17 protein-coding genes are annotated in these 16,004 nt (G+C 69.3%); 7 read left to right on the forward strand and 10 right to left on the reverse strand.

The window, feature by feature from the left end; translation table 11 throughout:
* Nucleotides 1-63: 63 nt before the first annotated feature.
* Complete coding sequence (locus EAO78_RS11775) at nt 64-1,968, forward strand: ATP-binding protein (RefSeq protein WP_122106030.1); 1,905 nt, start codon at nt 64-66, stop codon at nt 1,966-1,968.
* Nucleotides 1,969-2,049: 81 nt separating this feature from the next.
* Complete coding sequence (locus EAO78_RS11780) at nt 2,050-2,496, forward strand: universal stress protein (protein ID WP_122106031.1); 447 nt, start codon at nt 2,050-2,052, stop codon at nt 2,494-2,496.
* Nucleotide 2,497: 1 nt separating this feature from the next.
* Here the strand turns inward: EAO78_RS11780 and EAO78_RS11785 are convergent, their stop codons facing one another.
* Entirely contained in the window at nt 2,498-2,812 is a 315-nt protein-coding gene (locus EAO78_RS11785) for a transcriptional regulator (RefSeq protein WP_122106032.1), read from the reverse strand.
* A gap of 158 nt (nt 2,813-2,970) precedes the next feature.
* Between EAO78_RS11785 and EAO78_RS11790 the strand changes: the two genes are divergently transcribed.
* The 4 genes from EAO78_RS11790 to EAO78_RS11805 all read left to right on the forward strand — a co-directional run bounded on the left by EAO78_RS11790 (nt 2,971) and on the right by EAO78_RS11805 (nt 6,290).
* Nucleotides 2,971-4,419, forward strand: a complete 1,449-nt coding sequence (locus EAO78_RS11790) for a sulfatase (protein ID WP_122106033.1) — start codon at nt 2,971-2,973, stop codon at nt 4,417-4,419.
* A complete protein-coding gene (locus EAO78_RS11795; protein WP_122106034.1) occupies nt 4,420-4,848 on the forward strand; it encodes a GtrA family protein in 429 nt (142 codons plus the stop codon).
* A 101-nt stretch (nt 4,849-4,949) separates the two neighbouring features.
* Nucleotides 4,950-5,411, forward strand: coding sequence for a YqaA family protein (locus EAO78_RS11800; RefSeq protein WP_122106093.1), 462 nt, complete (start codon nt 4,950-4,952; stop codon nt 5,409-5,411).
* A gap of 42 nt (nt 5,412-5,453) precedes the next feature.
* On the forward strand, nt 5,454-6,290 hold the full coding sequence (locus EAO78_RS11805; RefSeq protein ID WP_122106035.1) for a VOC family protein: 837 nt from the start codon (nt 5,454-5,456) through the stop codon (nt 6,288-6,290).
* 57 nt (nt 6,291-6,347) lie between these two features.
* Here the strand turns inward: EAO78_RS11805 and EAO78_RS11810 are convergent, their stop codons facing one another.
* The 7 genes from EAO78_RS11810 to EAO78_RS11840 all read right to left on the reverse strand — a co-directional run bounded on the left by EAO78_RS11810 (nt 6,348) and on the right by EAO78_RS11840 (nt 13,009).
* Complete coding sequence (locus EAO78_RS11810) at nt 6,348-6,641, reverse strand: hypothetical protein (RefSeq protein WP_122106036.1); 294 nt, start codon at nt 6,639-6,641, stop codon at nt 6,348-6,350.
* 342 nt (nt 6,642-6,983) lie between these two features.
* A complete protein-coding gene (locus EAO78_RS11815) occupies nt 6,984-7,688 on the reverse strand; it encodes an ABC transporter ATP-binding protein (protein WP_122106037.1) in 705 nt (234 codons plus the stop codon).
* On the reverse strand, nt 7,685-8,449 hold the full coding sequence (locus EAO78_RS11820) for an ABC transporter ATP-binding protein (protein WP_122106038.1): 765 nt from the start codon (nt 8,447-8,449) through the stop codon (nt 7,685-7,687). Before EAO78_RS11820 ends, EAO78_RS11815 begins: the two co-directional genes overlap by 4 nt.
* On the reverse strand, nt 8,446-9,489 hold the full coding sequence (locus EAO78_RS11825; protein ID WP_122106039.1) for a branched-chain amino acid ABC transporter permease: 1,044 nt from the start codon (nt 9,487-9,489) through the stop codon (nt 8,446-8,448). The genes EAO78_RS11820 and EAO78_RS11825 overlap by 4 nt, the downstream gene beginning before the upstream one ends.
* A complete protein-coding gene (locus tag EAO78_RS11830) occupies nt 9,486-10,400 on the reverse strand; it encodes a branched-chain amino acid ABC transporter permease (RefSeq protein ID WP_122106040.1) in 915 nt (304 codons plus the stop codon). The genes EAO78_RS11825 and EAO78_RS11830 overlap by 4 nt, the downstream gene beginning before the upstream one ends.
* A gap of 5 nt (nt 10,401-10,405) precedes the next feature.
* The gene (locus tag EAO78_RS11835; protein WP_122106041.1) at nt 10,406-11,812 is read right to left on the reverse strand and encodes an ABC transporter substrate-binding protein; all 1,407 of its coding nucleotides are present in this window, start codon (nt 11,810-11,812) and stop codon (nt 10,406-10,408) included.
* Nucleotides 11,813-12,001: 189 nt separating this feature from the next.
* Nucleotides 12,002-13,009 (reverse strand): ornithine cyclodeaminase family protein, encoded by a 1,008-nt coding sequence (locus EAO78_RS11840; RefSeq protein ID WP_122106042.1) that lies wholly within the window; start codon nt 13,007-13,009, stop codon nt 12,002-12,004.
* Nucleotides 13,010-13,192: 183 nt separating this feature from the next.
* Here EAO78_RS11840 and EAO78_RS11845 point away from each other — a divergent pair, with 183 nt between their 5' ends.
* On the forward strand, nt 13,193-14,365 hold the full coding sequence (locus tag EAO78_RS11845; RefSeq protein WP_122106094.1) for an NAD(P)/FAD-dependent oxidoreductase: 1,173 nt from the start codon (nt 13,193-13,195) through the stop codon (nt 14,363-14,365).
* 38 nt (nt 14,366-14,403) lie between these two features.
* On the opposite strand, the gene EAO78_RS11850 is transcribed toward EAO78_RS11845, so the two are convergent.
* Nucleotides 14,404-15,384 (reverse strand): helix-hairpin-helix domain-containing protein, encoded by a 981-nt coding sequence (locus tag EAO78_RS11850; RefSeq protein WP_162498071.1) that lies wholly within the window; start codon nt 15,382-15,384, stop codon nt 14,404-14,406.
* A gap of 49 nt (nt 15,385-15,433) precedes the next feature.
* A complete protein-coding gene (locus EAO78_RS11855) occupies nt 15,434-15,985 on the reverse strand; it encodes a phage tail protein (RefSeq protein WP_122106044.1) in 552 nt (183 codons plus the stop codon).
* Nucleotides 15,986-16,004 lie beyond the last annotated feature (19 nt).

Here is a 16,004-nt window from a genome sequence, read left to right on the forward strand (position 1 = left end):
GGTTCGCGGCCGTGCCCCGACGCGGGGCGAAACGCTTTCGGCCTGCGCGACGGTGACTCGAGCATGACTCTCGAGGACTTCACCGAGTACACCGACGAGGGCGGCGGTGATGCCGACCGCGACGCGACCGAGGACGAGGCGAGGGAGGCCGCTGCCGGATCTGCTCCCGGATCCGCGGACGGATCCGCCGCCGACGGGTCCGCGCTCACCGGATCCGACGGCGGCTCGGCGGCCGGGACGACGGACGCCGCGAGCGACGACTTCGCGACCTACGACGTCGACCCCGCCGGCGACGACGTCGGGCTCGGCGTCGTCTCGGTCTCACAGGGGCTCCGCGTGTCGGAGGAGGACGACGACACGGCGCTGAAGGCGTTCGTCACGACCGGCAACCGCGACTCGGTGCGGCTGGGGAAGTACCTCGTGGTCCCGTATCCGGACGGCGAGCGGCTCTTCTCGCGGATCACGGCCCTGGAGTACGCCCAGGAGTTCCAGTCGGACGACGCCACCGAGATCCACGCCCGCCGACAGATGCGCCGCGACGACTTCACGGAGCGCGACTACAAGTTCATGGCCGAGCTCGAGCCCATGTCCGTGGTGTACGACGACGCCGACGGGCTGAGCCGCCGGATGACCGACCGGGTCCCGAAACCCGGCGCGATAGTCGAGGAGGCCGCGGACGACGCGGAGATCAAGACGGGGCTGAAGATCCCCGAGGAGGGCGTCTTCCTCGGTCACCTCTCGGTCGGCGGCGAGAAGGTGAGGACCGCCGCCGAGCCGCCGACGGTCGACTACCGGATCAAGGACGACTACGGCGACGGCGACCCCCTCGCGTTCAGACACACGCTCGTCGCCGGCGGGACGGGTTCGGGCAAGACCCACGCCTCGAAGAACGTGCTCCGCCAGTACCTCGACACCGACCGGACGTACCCGATGGACGACGGCCGGGAGGCCCGGATGGCCGTGGTCCAGTTCGACCCACAGGACGAGTACGCCCAGATGCACGACGACAACCCCGCGATGGACCCCTCGACGGCCCGGCGGTTCGAGCGCGAGGGGATCGCCCACGGCGGCCACGACGACACGGTCGCGCTGGTGCCGAGCGTCCCGAACGCGACGTATCCCGGCGAGGGGCACCGCGCCGAGCAGGTCGAGTTCACGATCCCGTTCTCGATGGTCGACGAGTACGACATGCCGTGGCTCGTCGCCGGCTCCGGGCTCAACGAGAACCAGTACCCCGCACTGTTGACGCTCCTGAACCGGTTCTTCGCCGATCACGGCGAGTCCGGGACCTACCGGCAGTTCCTCTCGTACCTCGACGACCCCGCGCTCAAGGCGGAGCTCGACGAGTCCGGACGCGTCCACGAGAAGACGTTCGAGGCCGTCATGCGTCGGGTTCGCGGCGTTCCCGGCGGCGTCTTCGACGGCGACGCCAAGCCGATCACCGAGCTCGACCACACTCTCGTGCGCTCGGGGGGCCTCAGCGTCGTCCCGACCTATCACCTCCCGACCTCGAGACAGAAGGAGATCGTCGTGCTCGCGGTCTCGACGATGCTCGTCGGGGACAAGCTCTCGAACGACCCGCGAAGCGACCGGATCAAGGAGACTCCGCTTCTCGTCGGGATGGACGAGGCGCACAACTTCCTCGCGGACGCCGACAACGTCCAGGCGCGCAAGGTGCTCGACACCTTCACCGAGGCCGCCAAACAGGGGCGCAAGGAACGGCTCGGCCTGTTTCTCATCACGCAGGACCCCCAAGACGTGGCCGAGTCCGTGTTCAAGCAGGTGAACACCAAGGTCGTGTTGAACCTCGGCGACGAGGACGCGATAGCGAGCGTGAACATCCCCTCGGCGCTCGCGGGGAAGGTCCCGTACATGGAGAAGGGCCAGATGGCCGTTTACTCGCCCGACAACTCCGAGCCGGTCGAACTGATCGGGCTGTCGACGTGCGTCACTCGCCACGGGGACTGATCGGCGCCTGCACGCTTTTGGACTTTCCACGCGCGAGAAACCGCCGACGCGTTTTTGAGACGACCGCGAGAACCCTCACGCATGACCGGACGGATACTCGTGGCGGTCGACGGCTCGGAGGAGGCGGCCGAAGCGCTCCGGTTCGCGGCCGAGGAGTGGCCGGACGCCGACCTGACGGCGCTTCACGTGATCAACCCGGCCGACTCGACGACTGGCGCGGAGGGCGGGTTCCCGGGCGCGGTCGACCAGTGGTACGAGAGCGCGAGGAAACGGGGCGAGCGGATCCTCTCGGACGCGACCGACCGGGTCGACCGCGACGTCGAGACGCGCCTGGAGGTCGGCCGGCCGACGGCGACGATCCTCGACGTCGCCGCCGGCGACGGGGACGGCGAGGGCGAGGACGGCGAGCCGTTCGATCACGTCGTGCTCGCGAGCCGTGGACGAACCGGGCTCTCACGGGTCGTCCTCGGAAGCGTCGCCGAGGGCGTCGTTCGGCGGGCGGAGGTCCCGGTGACGGTCGTGCGGTGAGCTACGACGGCCCGCCGTCATCGCCCGACACGTCACCGGCACGCTCCGCGGCGACGACCTCTCCGAGCATCGACCACCCGTCCTCGTCGGGGCCGGACCGTCCGAGGAGGACCCGTTCGTGGTCCTCGGAGGTGACGAGACGGAAGGCGGCGTCCGCGTCCGCGTCGGTCCGGACGCCCTCGCCGCGGAACTCCCGCTGGAAGAACTCCGTCGAGGAGAACTCGTACGTTCCGGTCTCGCCGGAATCGAGTTCGAGACGGACCGGTTCGGGCTGGACGTTGTGGATCCGCTTGGCGATCGGATGGAGATCGGGCACGGTCGAGACTTCGACGGGTCGCGATAAAAACCCGGTGAGCCACCGGGACGTCACGGCGGACGCCCACGGTACCGAAAGGGTAAAACGCGAAACTGTCCATAGTACAGCCATCATGACCGCGTTCTCGACCGGAACCGCGACAGGGGTGTCATCGACCCGTGGGTGACGCCGACGTCTCGAACGTCGTCCTCGTCACGGTCGACTCGCTCCGGGCGGACGCGGTCGGAGCCTACGACGGGACGCGACACACGCCCGTCATCGACGGGATCGCAGAGCGAGGGACGGTCTTCGATCACGCCTTCGCGACGGGCAACTGGACGCCCTTCTCGTTCCCGTCGATCCTGGCCTCGAAGGACGTGTTCACCGGTACCGGCGACATCGGCGTCGAGGGGTCGTCGACGCTGGCGGGGACGCTCTCCGACGCCGAACTCTCGACCGCCGGGTTCAACGCGGCGAACGGCTTTCTCACCTCGCATTGGGGATACGACGACGGCTTCGACGAGTTCGAGCCGTTCGTCGCCAGCGTCGGTTCGAGCATCTACAGCCGGTATCTCGCGACCCATCCGACCGTCGAGGCGTGGATCCAGCTCGCGGCGTCGCCGCTTCGACGTGCGGGGTCGTGGGTCCGCGGCGAGACCGACGACCGGCCGTTCCTCGACACGTCCCGGATGTTCGACGTCGAACACGCCGCGACGGACTTCATCGAGGGGACCGACGGACCGTTCTTCCTCTGGATCCACTACATGGATGCACACACCCCGTACGTCCCGGCACCCAGGTACATCCGGGAGGTGTCCTCGAACTGGCTGGGGACCCACCGGATGCTCCATGCGCACACTCGAACCGGCCTCGGCCTGGAGGTCGACGAGCGGACCCTCGAGGAGCTTCGCACGCTGTATCAGGCGGCGGTTCGCCAGATCGACGCCAGCATCGGCCGGGTCCTCGAGACGCTCTCGGCCGCGGGAGTCGACGACGACACCGCGGTCGTTCTCGCGGGGGATCACGGTGAGGAGTTCCAGGAACACGGCCATCTCGCACACTATCCGAAGCTGTACGACGAGCTGATCCACGTCCCGTTCGTCGTCGACGTCCCCGGATCGTCGGGGCGACGAATCGACCGACAGGTCGGCCTCGACGCGATCCCACCGACCGTGGCCGACCTCCTCGATGTCGACCTGCCGGCGGAATGGACGGGAGAGAGCCTCGCCTCGACCGTGCTCTCGGGCGACGAGCCGGCTGACGAGCCCGTGATATCGGTCACCGTTCGCGACGAGGACGTGACCGCACAGCCGATCCCCCGATCGCTCGACGACGGCGAGCTGTACGTGAGCGTTCGTGACCGCGAGTGGACGTACATCGAGAACGTCGACGACGGAACGACCGAGCTGTATCACCGGCCGTCGGACCCCCTTCAGACGAACGATCGATCGACGGATCCGTCCGAGGAGGAGCGGGCGGTGATCGACCGGTTCGCTCCCCTCGTCGAGGCGCACGCCGAGTCGATCCGTGCCGGCGGGGCGGGGGAGACGGCCGGGGAGGAGGGGGACGCCGACGGGTCCGTGGACGAGGACCTCAACGCTCGTCTGGAGGCGCTCGGCTACCGATAGATGGTTCGGTCGCTTCTCCGCGGCCTGGTGTACGGGCCGCTCGCCGTCCAGCTCCGGCGCTTCGTCACGGTCGGGCTCGTCGCGTCGGCGGTCCAGATGGGCCTGTTGTGGCTGTTCGTCGACGTCGGGGGACTGAACTACCTGCTCGGCGCGACGGTCGCCATCGAGTTCACGATCGTCCTCTCGTACGTGCTCAACAACGCCTGGACCTTCCGCGCCTCGCGAAACACCGGTCGGATCGACTACTTCTCGGGACTGCTCAAGACCAACCTGGTTCGGGGGACCGCGATCCCGATCCAGCTCGCCATACTCTTCGCGCTCGTCGAGTGGATCGGGCTGTTGTACCTCGTCGCGAACGCGGTCGCGATCTTCCTCAGCGGGCTCTACCGATACGTCCTTGACGCTCGCTGGACATGGGGTGACACGTGAGCTCCGTGACGCCGCTCGTTCCCCTCGCCGTCGACGGAACGCTTTCCTCCCTCGGTGGCGGCTTCGAGTCGCTCGTCGAGTCCGCCACCGGCTGGCCCGGCATGGGGATCATCTTCGTGTACTCGTTTCTGATCGCGTTCGCGCTCCCCGGCCCGAGCGAGGTCGTGCTCGTCGCGCCGATCGACCTCGGGTTCCCGCCGTGGGCGCACCTCGGGAGCATCATGCTCGTCAGCGCGACCGGGAAGGCGGTCGGCAGCCTGTTCGCGTTCCACATCGGGCAGGAGGTCAAACAGTCGGGGCCCGTCACCCGGTGGCTCCGACGGTCCCGGTGGAACGTCATGGAGTGGTCCGAGAAACGTTCGGTCGAGCTCGCCCAGCAGTACGGCTACGGCGGCCTCGCGATGGCGCTTTCGGTGCCCTTCTTCCCCGACACCATCTCGATCTACGCGTTCGCGGTCCTCGAGCGCGACTACACCCGGTTCGCCGTGGCGACGTTCCTCGGGAGCCTCGGCCGGCTCGTCGTCACGGTCGCGTTCGTCGGCGGCCTGTTCACGGTCCTGTGAACGCCCCGGAACTCCTTTGATCCGAGCGCTCGACTCCCCGGTATGGATCTCCACATCGATCACGTCACGGTCGCGGGACGGGACCTGGACCGCCTCGCGGACGCCTTCGAGGCGGCCGGATTCCCGGTCGAGTACGGCGGTCGCCACTCGAACGGCGTCACGCACATGGCGATCGTCGGGTTTCGCGACGGGAGCTACCTCGAGCTCATCTCGACCGTGGAGCCCGAAGCCGACTCGCCCTGGTGGGACGACCCCATCCACGGGGACGGCGGCCCGTGCGCGTGGGCGGTCAGGGCCGACGACATCGCGGCCGTGAGCGCCGACCTCCGCGAGCGCGGCATCCGCGTCGACGGCCCCTCGGGCTACGAGCGGACGCGCGAGGACGGCACGCTCGTCGAGTGGGACCTCACCTATCTGGGCGAGGGCGATCCGGGATCGACGCTCCCGTTCCTCATCGGCGACCGAACCCCGCGGGATCGCCGGGTCCGGCCGACCGGGGACCTGGCGTCGTCGCCGATCGTCGGCGTCGACACGGTCGTGCTCGGGGTCCCCGATCTCGACGCCGCGATCGGGCGGTTCGAGGCGGCGTTCGGGCTGGCGGACCCGAAGCGAGGCGAGAGTCCGGAACTCGACGCCGCGGTCGCGACGTACCCGGACGCGCCGGTCGCACTGGCGGAGCCGCGCGGTGAGGGGTGGCTCGCCGACCGTCTCGCCGCGTTCGGACCGCGCCCGGCGGCATATCTGCTCGGGTACGAGGGCGAGGAGCCGGAGTTCGCCGACCTCGAGACCGGGTCGATCGGCGGCCAGTCCGTCGAATGGGCTCCCGTGACGCACCCTGTCGCCCGGCGCTATCTCGGGTTCGTCGGGGTGGACTCATAGAAGACGAGGGAGGTCGCTATCGGGAGTCGTCTTCACCGTCTTCTAACCGGATCCCCGTTAGTCAGACTCTTGGAGGTTCATGGGCTCGTAGATCCGTATCTCTTCTCCAGTGATCACGACTCTCTGCCCCCAAATCCGCTTACTCAGATACACTGGAGAAATGGAGTCCCACCTAATGCTCTCTAACACGTCACTGTTGATCCAGTCGAAGAGTCGCGTCGACTTCTCAGACACATCGATATTGGCGGTGCGAAAAGCATTTATTATCTCTTCAGATATACTTTCACCGCTCCTTGGATGAGATATTAAGAGGTCAAGGTCATCCTCGTTAAGCACGGGTGTGGGAACCATTCCGATCTAACGATCGATTAATGTCGGAAATATATGCTGGTTTAGTGTTCTGATGGGACGGAATAATCGGCGATTCCGGGATGAACCTCCCGTCTTAAGCATACGGGAGCAGCGTGGCGCGACGCGCCACTGGTAGCCGGCGCGGAGCGCCGGCGACGAAGTCGTTCGAAAGACCGGAGGTCTTTGGTGATGTTGCCGGAATCACATGGGTTCTGGCCGCGAACCCGAACGCAAGCGTTCCGGAGATGTCGTCGGAATGCCCCGTGTTCTGACTGCTAGCCGGAGATCTCCGATTTCCGAGGACGAGAAAAACGTGGAGGCGAAAAGGTGGAGATCGGAGATCTAGCCGCCGAGGAACTCCCGGCGGACCTCCTCGTCGTTCAACAGCGCGGTTCCCTCGTCCTCGTAGCGGTTCTGGCCGTTCGCGAGCACGTAGCCGCGGTCACAGCGTCTGAGCGCCTCCTTGGCGTTCTGTTCGACCATCAGGACCGTGGTGCCGGCGTCGTTGATCTCGTCGATCCGGTCGAACATGTCGTCGACGAGGTCGGGGGCGAGCCCCGCGCTCGGCTCGTCCAGGAGCAGCACGTCGGGGTCGAGCATCAGCGCACACCCCATCGCGAGCATCTGCTGTTGGCCGCCGGAGAGCGAGCCGGCGTCCTCGTCGGTACGGTCGGCGAGAGCCGGGAACCGGTCGTACACGTCGCGCTTCCGCTCCTCCGGCACCTCGTCGAGCACGTACGCGCCGAGCCGGAGGTTCTCCTCGACGGAAAGCGTCGGGAAGACGTTGTTCGACTGCGGGACGTAGCCGACCCGCTCGTGGGCGACCTCCTCGGGAGACAGCCCCGTGATGTCGGTCCCCTGGTACGCGATCGAGCCGCCGAGACACGTCGCGATCCCGACGATCGCCTTCATCACCGTCGACTTGCCCGCGCCGTTCGGGCCGACGATGGTGACGTACTCGCCGTCGTCGACGTGGATGTCGACCCCGGAGAGGACCTGGAGGTCGCCGTAGCCCGCGTCGAGGTCGACGACCTCGAGCAGGCTCATTCGGCGTCACCCCCGAGGTACGCCTCGATGACGCGTTCGTCCTCGAGCACCGTCTCCGGGTCGCCCTCGACGAGCAGCCGTCCCTGCTGGAGGACGACCAGCCGGTCGACGAGCTCGGTCAGGGTCTCGAGCTCGTGTTCGATGATCACGACGGTCATGCCGTCCGCGTTGAGGTCGCGGATACGATCGGCGATCTCGCGGGTCAGCGTCGGGTTCACGCCCGCGAAGGGCTCGTCGAGCATGAGCACGTCGGGGTCGAGCATCAGCGTGCGCGCGAGTTCGAGCAGCTTCCGCTGGCCGCCCGAGAGGTTGCTGCTGTACTCGTCGGCGAGGTGGTCAAGCTCGAACGTCTCGATCAGCTCGTCCGCACGCTCCCGGACGGCCGCCTCCTCGCGTCTCATTCCGTCGGTTCGGAGCAGCGCGGGAAGCGTCCGCTCGCCCGACTGGTCGGGCGCGGCGAGCCGGACGTTGTCGCGGACGGTCATCGTCTCCAGTTCGCGCGTGTCCTGGAAGGTCCGCACCAGTCCGCGGTGTGCCAACGACTCGGGCGGATCGCCGGTCACGTCGGTTCCGTTCAGGGCGACGGTCCCCTCGTCCGGGGGGATGACCCCGCTGACGCAGTTGAAGAAGGTCGATTTGCCCGCGCCGTTCGGCCCCATGACGCCGACGAGCTCCCCCTCGTCGATCGAGACGGACAGGCCGTCTATCGCCCGCAGGCCGCCGAAATCCTTGACGAGCCCGTCCGCGGAGAGGAGGCTCATTGGTCCACCCCAAGCTCCTGCGGGTCGCCCCAGATCCCCGCGGGGCGGAAGCGGATCACCGCGACGAGGATCAGACCGACGACGAGCAGCCGGAAGGCGGCGAAGACGTCCCCCGAAACCGGCGTCACGCTCAGTCCGAACCGCGAGACGAGCCGCAGGCCCATGATGATCGCCAGCCCGGCGAGCACCGCACGGTGGTTCGCCGCGCCGCCGAGCAGCATCCCGATCCAGACGGTGACCGTCACCTGGATGGTGAAGAAACCGGGCGCGACCGCGCCGTTGTAGAGCGCGAACAGCCCGCCGGCGAGCCCGGCCAGCGCCGCGCCGTAGACGAACGCCTGCGTCTTGTAGGTGATGGTGGACTTGCCCACCGAGCGCGTCACCAGCTCGTCGGCCCGGATCGCCCGCAGGACGCGCCCGTACGGCGCGTCGGTGAGGCGGGTGACGGCCGCGAGCGTGATCAGCGTGAACCCGCCCAACACGAGCAGGGTGGCGAGCATCCGGGTGTCGGCGTCCCCGACGATCGCGGCGAGCGGCCGCGGCACGCCGAGGATCCCGACGTTGCCGCCGAAGATCCCCTCGAAGTTGACGAAGATCGAGTGGAATATCTCGGCGGTCGCGAGCGTGACGATCGCGAGGAAGTCGTCGCGGAGACGGATCGAGGTGGCGCTCACGGCGACGCCGAGGAGCGCGGCCGCGATCACGCCCACGAGGAGCGCGAGCGGCCAAGGGTATCCCAGTCCGATCCCCGAGAACGTGTCCTGTGCGGCCAGCATCGCGGTCGCGTACGCGCCGACCGCGAAGAAGACGACGTGCCCGAAGTTGACCAGGCCGGTGTGGCCGTACTGGAGGTCGAGCCCGAGCACGAGCATCCCGTAGATCACGAAGGTGATCCCGACCTCGACGAAGACGTACAGCGCGCTGGGAAGCTCCGCCCGAAGCGGCGTCAGCGCGAACAGCCCGCCCACGAGCAGGCAGGCGATCCCGGCGAGCAGGGCCGTGTCCCCGCGTCCGGACGGGAGGCGGTCGAGGGCACTCATGCCTCACGCACCTCCGTTCCGGCGATGCCGCTCGGCTTGACGAGCAGCACGGCGATCAGGATCGCGAACGCGACCGCCGAGGACAGGCCGGTCATCGACGACGGCAGGAACGCCGTGGAGATAGCGAGCGCGAGTCCGATGACGTACGCGCCGACGATCGCTCCGTACGGACTCCCGGCCCCGCCGAGGATGGCGGCCGAGAGGATCTGGAGGATGTGGCTGTATCCCGTGGTGGAGCTGACGTTCGTCTGTATCGCCATCAACACCCCCGCGAGTCCGGCGAGAACGCCGGCGAGCACCCAGACGCTGTCGCGGATCAGCTGAGTGTCGATGCCGCGGACGCGAGCCAGGCTCTCGTCGTCGCCCATGGCCCGCATCGCGATCCCCACGTCGGTCCGGGTCAGGAGGAGGTGGACGGCGAGGAAGACCGCCACCGCGGACCCGAACACGGTCAGGTGTTCGGACGTCACGAAGAACCCGCCGAGGAGGTCCACCGACCCGATCGGCACGTCGGGGACCGCGTCGAACCGGAACGTCGCGGTCTCGGTCTCGATGTAGCGGGCGCTCCGGCCACCGAAGAGACGGATCGCGTTGCGGATGGCGATCCCGAGACCGATCGACGTCAACAGCATCGGCACCGGGCCCGTGTGGTTGATCGGCGTGAAGAAGCCGCGGGCGAGCGCGATGCTGACGACGCCGCCGCCGATCATCGCGGCGACGACGGCGACCGGCAGCGGACCGGGAACCGCGCTCGCGGCGAAGAACCCGACGAACGCGCCGAGGGTGAGGTACTCGCCGTACGCGAAGTTGATCATGTTCACGATCCCGTAGATCAGCGTGAACCCGATCGCGGCGATCGCGATGTACGACCCCGTGACGACCCCGAAGATGGCCTCCTGGAGCAACCCCATCGGGATCAGTATTCGCCTTCGGCGACGTACTCCCGGATGTCCTCCGCCGGAACCTCGCTCGTCGCCTCGAAGCCGTTCTCGCCGGCGGTACTGATCGTGACGCTGCCGAAGACGTTGCCGTGCTGGGTGAAGTTGACGGGGGTCGCCGAGCCCTGATAGGAGATCTCCTCGCCGTTCTCGAGCGCCTCCTTCCCCTCGGCGAAGGTGTGGACCTCCGTTCCGCCGTCCCGGCTGACCGGACCGAGGTTCCGCTGGATCGCCTCGGGGGTCGCCTCGCCCGCCCGCTGGATCGCCAGCGCGGTCACGATGGTCGCGTCCCACGCCGGCGGCGTCCAGGCGTTGATCTCCGCGTCGCCGTCCCGTCCGGAGTACGCCTCCTCGAACGTGTCGTAGCTCGGCCCGGACTGGCCGGGGGAGCCGGCCCACGCGCCGTGGATGTCGCTGCCGACCTGGTCGATGACCGCCTGCTGGGCCAGCGGATCGGAGAGGATCGGCTGTCGACCGTAGCCGGCGTCGGACCAGTCGTTGAGCGCCGTGATCGCCGACTCCTGGGGGAGACTGACGAGGAAGGCGTCGAAGTCCGCGTCGAAGAGCCGACTGAGCGCCGACTGGTAGCTCGAGTTACCGATCTCGACCTCCACCCGCTCGGCGACGGTTCCGCCGTTGTCCTCGTAGACGGAGAGGAACCCCTCGACGTAGCTGCGCTCGCCCTCGGTCGTCCCGTTGAGCACGCCCAGCGTGTCGAGGTCGTTCTCGAGCGCGTAGACGGCGCTCCCGCTGGTGTGGACGGTGTCGCCGACGACGGTCCGCCAGACCCACTCGTCGTCCGAGAGGTCCTCCGGCGTCGCCTTGTCGCCGCCGCGGGTGTCGAGGAACGTCGACCCCGGCCACGGGGTGACGATCGGGACCTCGAAGTCCTGGAGGAAGTCCCACAGCGGGTTGATCTCGCTGGAGTAGAGGCCGAGGATCGCCGGCACGCCGTCGTTCTCGATGAGTTGGGTCGTGACGGTACGCGCCTCCTGGGGGTCGACTGCGGTGTCCCGACGGATCACCTCCAACTCCGCGTCGAGCGGCCCGCCCGCCTCGTTGATGTGGGCGACCGCGGCGTCCGTCGCCTGTGAGACGCCCGGCTGGAGGAAGTCCCACTGCCCGCTCAGCGATGCGGGCTGACCGAGGGCGATGGTGTCGGGTCCGCCACCCCCGTCACTCGAACCGTCGTCGGTCGAATCGTCGCCGCTTCCGTCGTCATCGCTCGAACCGTCGCCGCTCGAGCCGTCCCCGCTCCCGTCGTCGCCACCGCTCTCCTCGCCGCCGCCGAAGCTCACACAGCCCGAGAGCCCGACGATCCCACCGCTCCCGGCGACGGTAAGGAACGCTCGCCGGTTCACACGTTCGTTGGTATTGGATGGCATTCCGATACAGCCTCTCACACACCAGCTATTAAAAGAGGGGCCGACCATGGTCGGTCGGGTGAGAGAGATCGCCAACTCACCTGGGCCTCGGGCGGACAGCCGTCGCGATCCTGTGACTCGTCTCGTCTCTCGCGGCGGGCGCACCGAACGGTTCGACCGCGTTCTCACGGCGGAGTTCCGCGGCGACCGCTACAGCGAGACCTCGGTCCCGTCGCCCGCCTCCAGCGCGTCCCGGTAGACCGTCTCGCCCGCCGCGGCGTCCAGCGTCGCGGACCCGACGCTCACGACCACCAACACGCCGTCGGGCGACTGCCGGACGTATTCGTCCCCGAGGGGGACGCCGAGTTCGACCAGGTCGTCCGCACCGAGATCGCTCGCGAGGAGGTCGCCGGTCCCCGCGACCTCCTCGGGCACGTCAGCGAACACCCGTTCGGCCCGGTCGAGGACGGCCGGGTGCAGCTCCTGCATCCCCTCGGTGAAGGCGCCGACGGCGACGACGAGGGTTCCCGCCCCGAGGGCGTCCGGCGGGAAGACGGGCTCGGTCGCGGTCGTCGCGGTCACGACGACGTCGGCCCCCTCGACGGCCGACCGCGGCGTGTCGACCGCGCGAGCCGGGATCCCCCTCTCGCTCAGGTCGGCGGCACACGCCTCCCGCGAGTCGCTCGGCGAGTGGATCCGCACCTCCGAGAGGGCCGCCACGGTCGCGATCGCGCGAGTCTGCCAGCGCGCCTGCGCGCCCGCACCGAGAACGCCGAGCGTGAGTCCCTCGTCGTCCGACTCCGAACCCGGTTCCCGGCCCGCCTTCGGCGCCAGCTCCCGTACCGAGACCGCCCCGATACAGCCCGTCCGGGCGTTCGTGATCGTCGTCCCCGCCATGAACGCCCTCGGGAGTCCCGTCCGGGCGTCCGTGAGGGCGATCTGGGCGTTGATCGTCGGCAGTCCGCGATCCGCGTTCCCCTCGTGAACGCCGACGAGCTTCGTCGCGTAGTGTTCCGCGCCGTGGACGTACGCCGGCATCGCGATCCCGGTTCCCGCGGGTTCGTCGCCGTCGAGACCCGCCCCGACGGGGAAGTGCGGTCGGTGTGGCCGCTCGACCTCGCCGGCGGCCTGTTTGACCAGCGCGTCGTCCACCACGTCGACGAGTCCCGCCAGATCGAGGCTCCGTTCGACCTCCTCCGCGGAGAGTACGAGCACCATGTCCGGGGCGTCGCCCCCCGGCGACTTAGCCTGATCGTCGAGCCGACCGACCGCCACGGCGGCGACCCGACCGATCGCTACGACGGCGACTCGACCCACCACCCCGACGGCGACCCGACTGGACGGCCGCCGACTCGACCGGCGGCGTCGTACGTTTATATGCCGGGAGGGCGATCGCCAGACATGGACGTACTCGTCGTCGGCGGGGGAGTCGTCGGGCTCTCCGCCGCGTACTCGCTTTCCGACCGCGGCGCGGACGTGACGCTCGTCGAGAAGGGATCGCTCGGGAACGGGAGCACCGCCCGCGCTGCCGGCGGGATCCGGTCGCAGTTCTCCACGCGCGTGAACGTCGAGCTGTCGCTCGCCAGCAAGGAGGTCTGGAACTCCTTCGAGGACCGCTTCGGTGTGGACATCGGGCTCCGAAAGAACGGCTACCTGTTCCTCGCCCGCTCGGACGAGACCGCGGAGCAGTTCCGCGAGAACGTCGAGATGCAGCGCGAGCTCGGCGCGGAAAGCGAGCTGCTCACGCCCGCGGAGGCGACCGAGCACTGTCCGGGCCTCGATCCCGATCCGTTCGTCGCGGCGACGTACAACCCGGACGACGGGATCGCGGACCCGAACCTCGCCGTCCAGGGATACGCCGAGGCCGCCCGCGAGCGGGGCGTCGACGTTCGGACGAAGACGGCCGTTATCGACCTCCATCGCGAGGACGATCGCGTCGTCGCGGCCGACGTCCGCGGCGTCGACGACGCGGCGGAGACGGAGCGCCACGAGGTCGATTACGTCGTCAACGCCGCGGGCGCGTGGGCCGCGTCGATCGGCGAGATGGCCGGCGTCGACCTGCCGATCGCCCCGCGACGGCGGCAGATCGCGGTGGTCGATCCGACCCCCGCGGTCCCGGAGTCGGTTCCGCTGACGATCGACCTCGAGACGGGGTCGTACTTCCGGCCCGAGCGGGACGGGGTGGCGCTCGTCGGGGGGCACTTCGACGAGGACGACGACCCGGACCAGAACCCCGACGCCTACGACGAGGGGATGGACGTCGAGTGGGCCGCGCGCGCGGTCGAGCACGCTGCCGACTACGCCGAGTACTTCGGGCTCGACACCCGGATACAACGGGGGTGGGCCGGGCTGTACGCGGTCACTCCCGATCACCATCCGATCCTCGAGGAGACGGTCCCCGGCCTGGTGACCGTCGCGGGGTTCTCCGGACACGGGTTCCAGCACGCGCCCGCCTCGGGTCGGATCGTCGCCGACCTCGCCTTCGACGGCGGGACCGATCTCGTCGACATCTCACCGCTCGCCGGCGACCGGTTCGAGCGCGGCGAGACGCTCACCGAGCGCAGCGTCGCTTGAGAACGGACGGCGACGCCGCCGCGTCGGGCCCCGTCGACCTATCGCTCCCGGACGGCGTCGGGCGGGAGCAACACGCCGCCCGAACGGAGCAGCGGGAGCGCCGGGTCGTCGTCGACGTCGGCGGCGAGACGTCCGATGGCACGGGAGCCCGGAACGGCCACGACGCCGGCCGAGAGGAACGACGCGGACTCGGGGAGTTCGTCGCCCGGAACCGTCGACCCGGCGTCGAACGCCGCGCCCTCCGGGAGGACGCGCTCGCCGGGGAGATACGCACCGGCCGAGGCGAGCAGCTCGGCCTGTGCGGCGTCCTCGAGGTCGAACGACTCGCCGCGACGGAGCACCGTCCCGTTCCGCAGGACCGCGTCGAGCTCGGATTCGAGTTCCGGACGTCGCTCGTACAGGTCACGGACCACGTCGCCGGGGATCAGGGTTCCCGGCCGGAGGACGTCGGCCAGGAACGAGGCGGGAGGAGCGATATCGGCGTCGGGGTCGTCCTCGCGCCCCGAGCCGCTCCCGGCGTCGGCGGCGAGCGCTCCGTAGAGGCCGGGTGCCGTCGCGGCCGCCCGCTCGGGCGGGCACAACACGATGGTTCCGTCGATCGCTTCCGACTCGAGGAGTGCGTGGCCGGGAACCGACACGAGCGCGCGCCGCCAGGGTCGTCGGTGGTCGGTCCCGCCGGCGCGCGTCAGGAACGCGCGTCCGGGGACGACGACGACGGCGTCCGCGGCGGGAACTCGCCTCGTCGTCACGTAGACGCCGTCGGCTCCCGACGGTCGTTTCGGCGGTTTCTCCCGGCCGCTCCCCCGGTCCCGGCACCGTCGGTCGGGATCACCTTCGGCGACGGCCCGTCTCGCTGAGGAGCGGATCTGTCGTGCCCGCTGGCGGCCGACCCCGTCGAGCAGGTCCGCGAGGCCGTCGATCGGGGCGTTCGCGACCTCCTCGACCGACGCGAGTCCGTGCTCGCGGAGTCTCGCTGCGCGGACCTCCCCGACCCCGTAGAGGTCCTCGAGCGAACTCACGGACGACACCTCCGAGGTGCCGGAGCGCCGGGGGCGGCCGGCGGTCGCGTCATTCCACGGACACCTCCGTGATCCCGGCGTGTGCCAGCTCGAACGTCTCCGTCGCGACGCCCGAGCCGACGGCGGAGAGCGTCGGACCGTCCCATCGCACCGGGCGTGCGCGCTCACATCGCCAGGCGCGGGCGGGATCGCCGTGTTCGTCCAGGAGGGTCACCCGGGCGGTCCGCACCGTGCCGCGTCCCTCGGTCCACTCGCGGAACCACTCCCACAGCTCCGTCCGGTCCGTCACGCCGCGCCGGAGCTCGAGTCGCGGGGATACCCGGCTTCGGTGCGTCGCCTCGGAGCCCGCCGCTTCGAGACCGCCACCGCCCCACGACGCGTCGCGTTCCAGGAGCCGTCGCCAGAGCGGTCCGTCCGCCTCCGGACCGTCGTCGACGCGCGCCGAAATGCCGCGGACCTCGCTGAACCCCGCAGCACCGATCGCGTCGATCTCGACGACGAACCGGTGATTCGGGTACGGGTCCGTCCGGACTCCCTCCTCGGATCGGACTCGCCCCTCGGATCGGGTCTCGCCGTCGGGTCTCGTCTCCGCGTCGGTCATCCCCCGTCCCCGTCCGCGG

The sequence above is a fragment of the Halobellus captivus genome, from assembly GCF_003697845.1.
GTDB lineage: Archaea > Halobacteriota > Halobacteria > Halobacteriales > Haloferacaceae > Halorubrum > Halorubrum glutamatedens.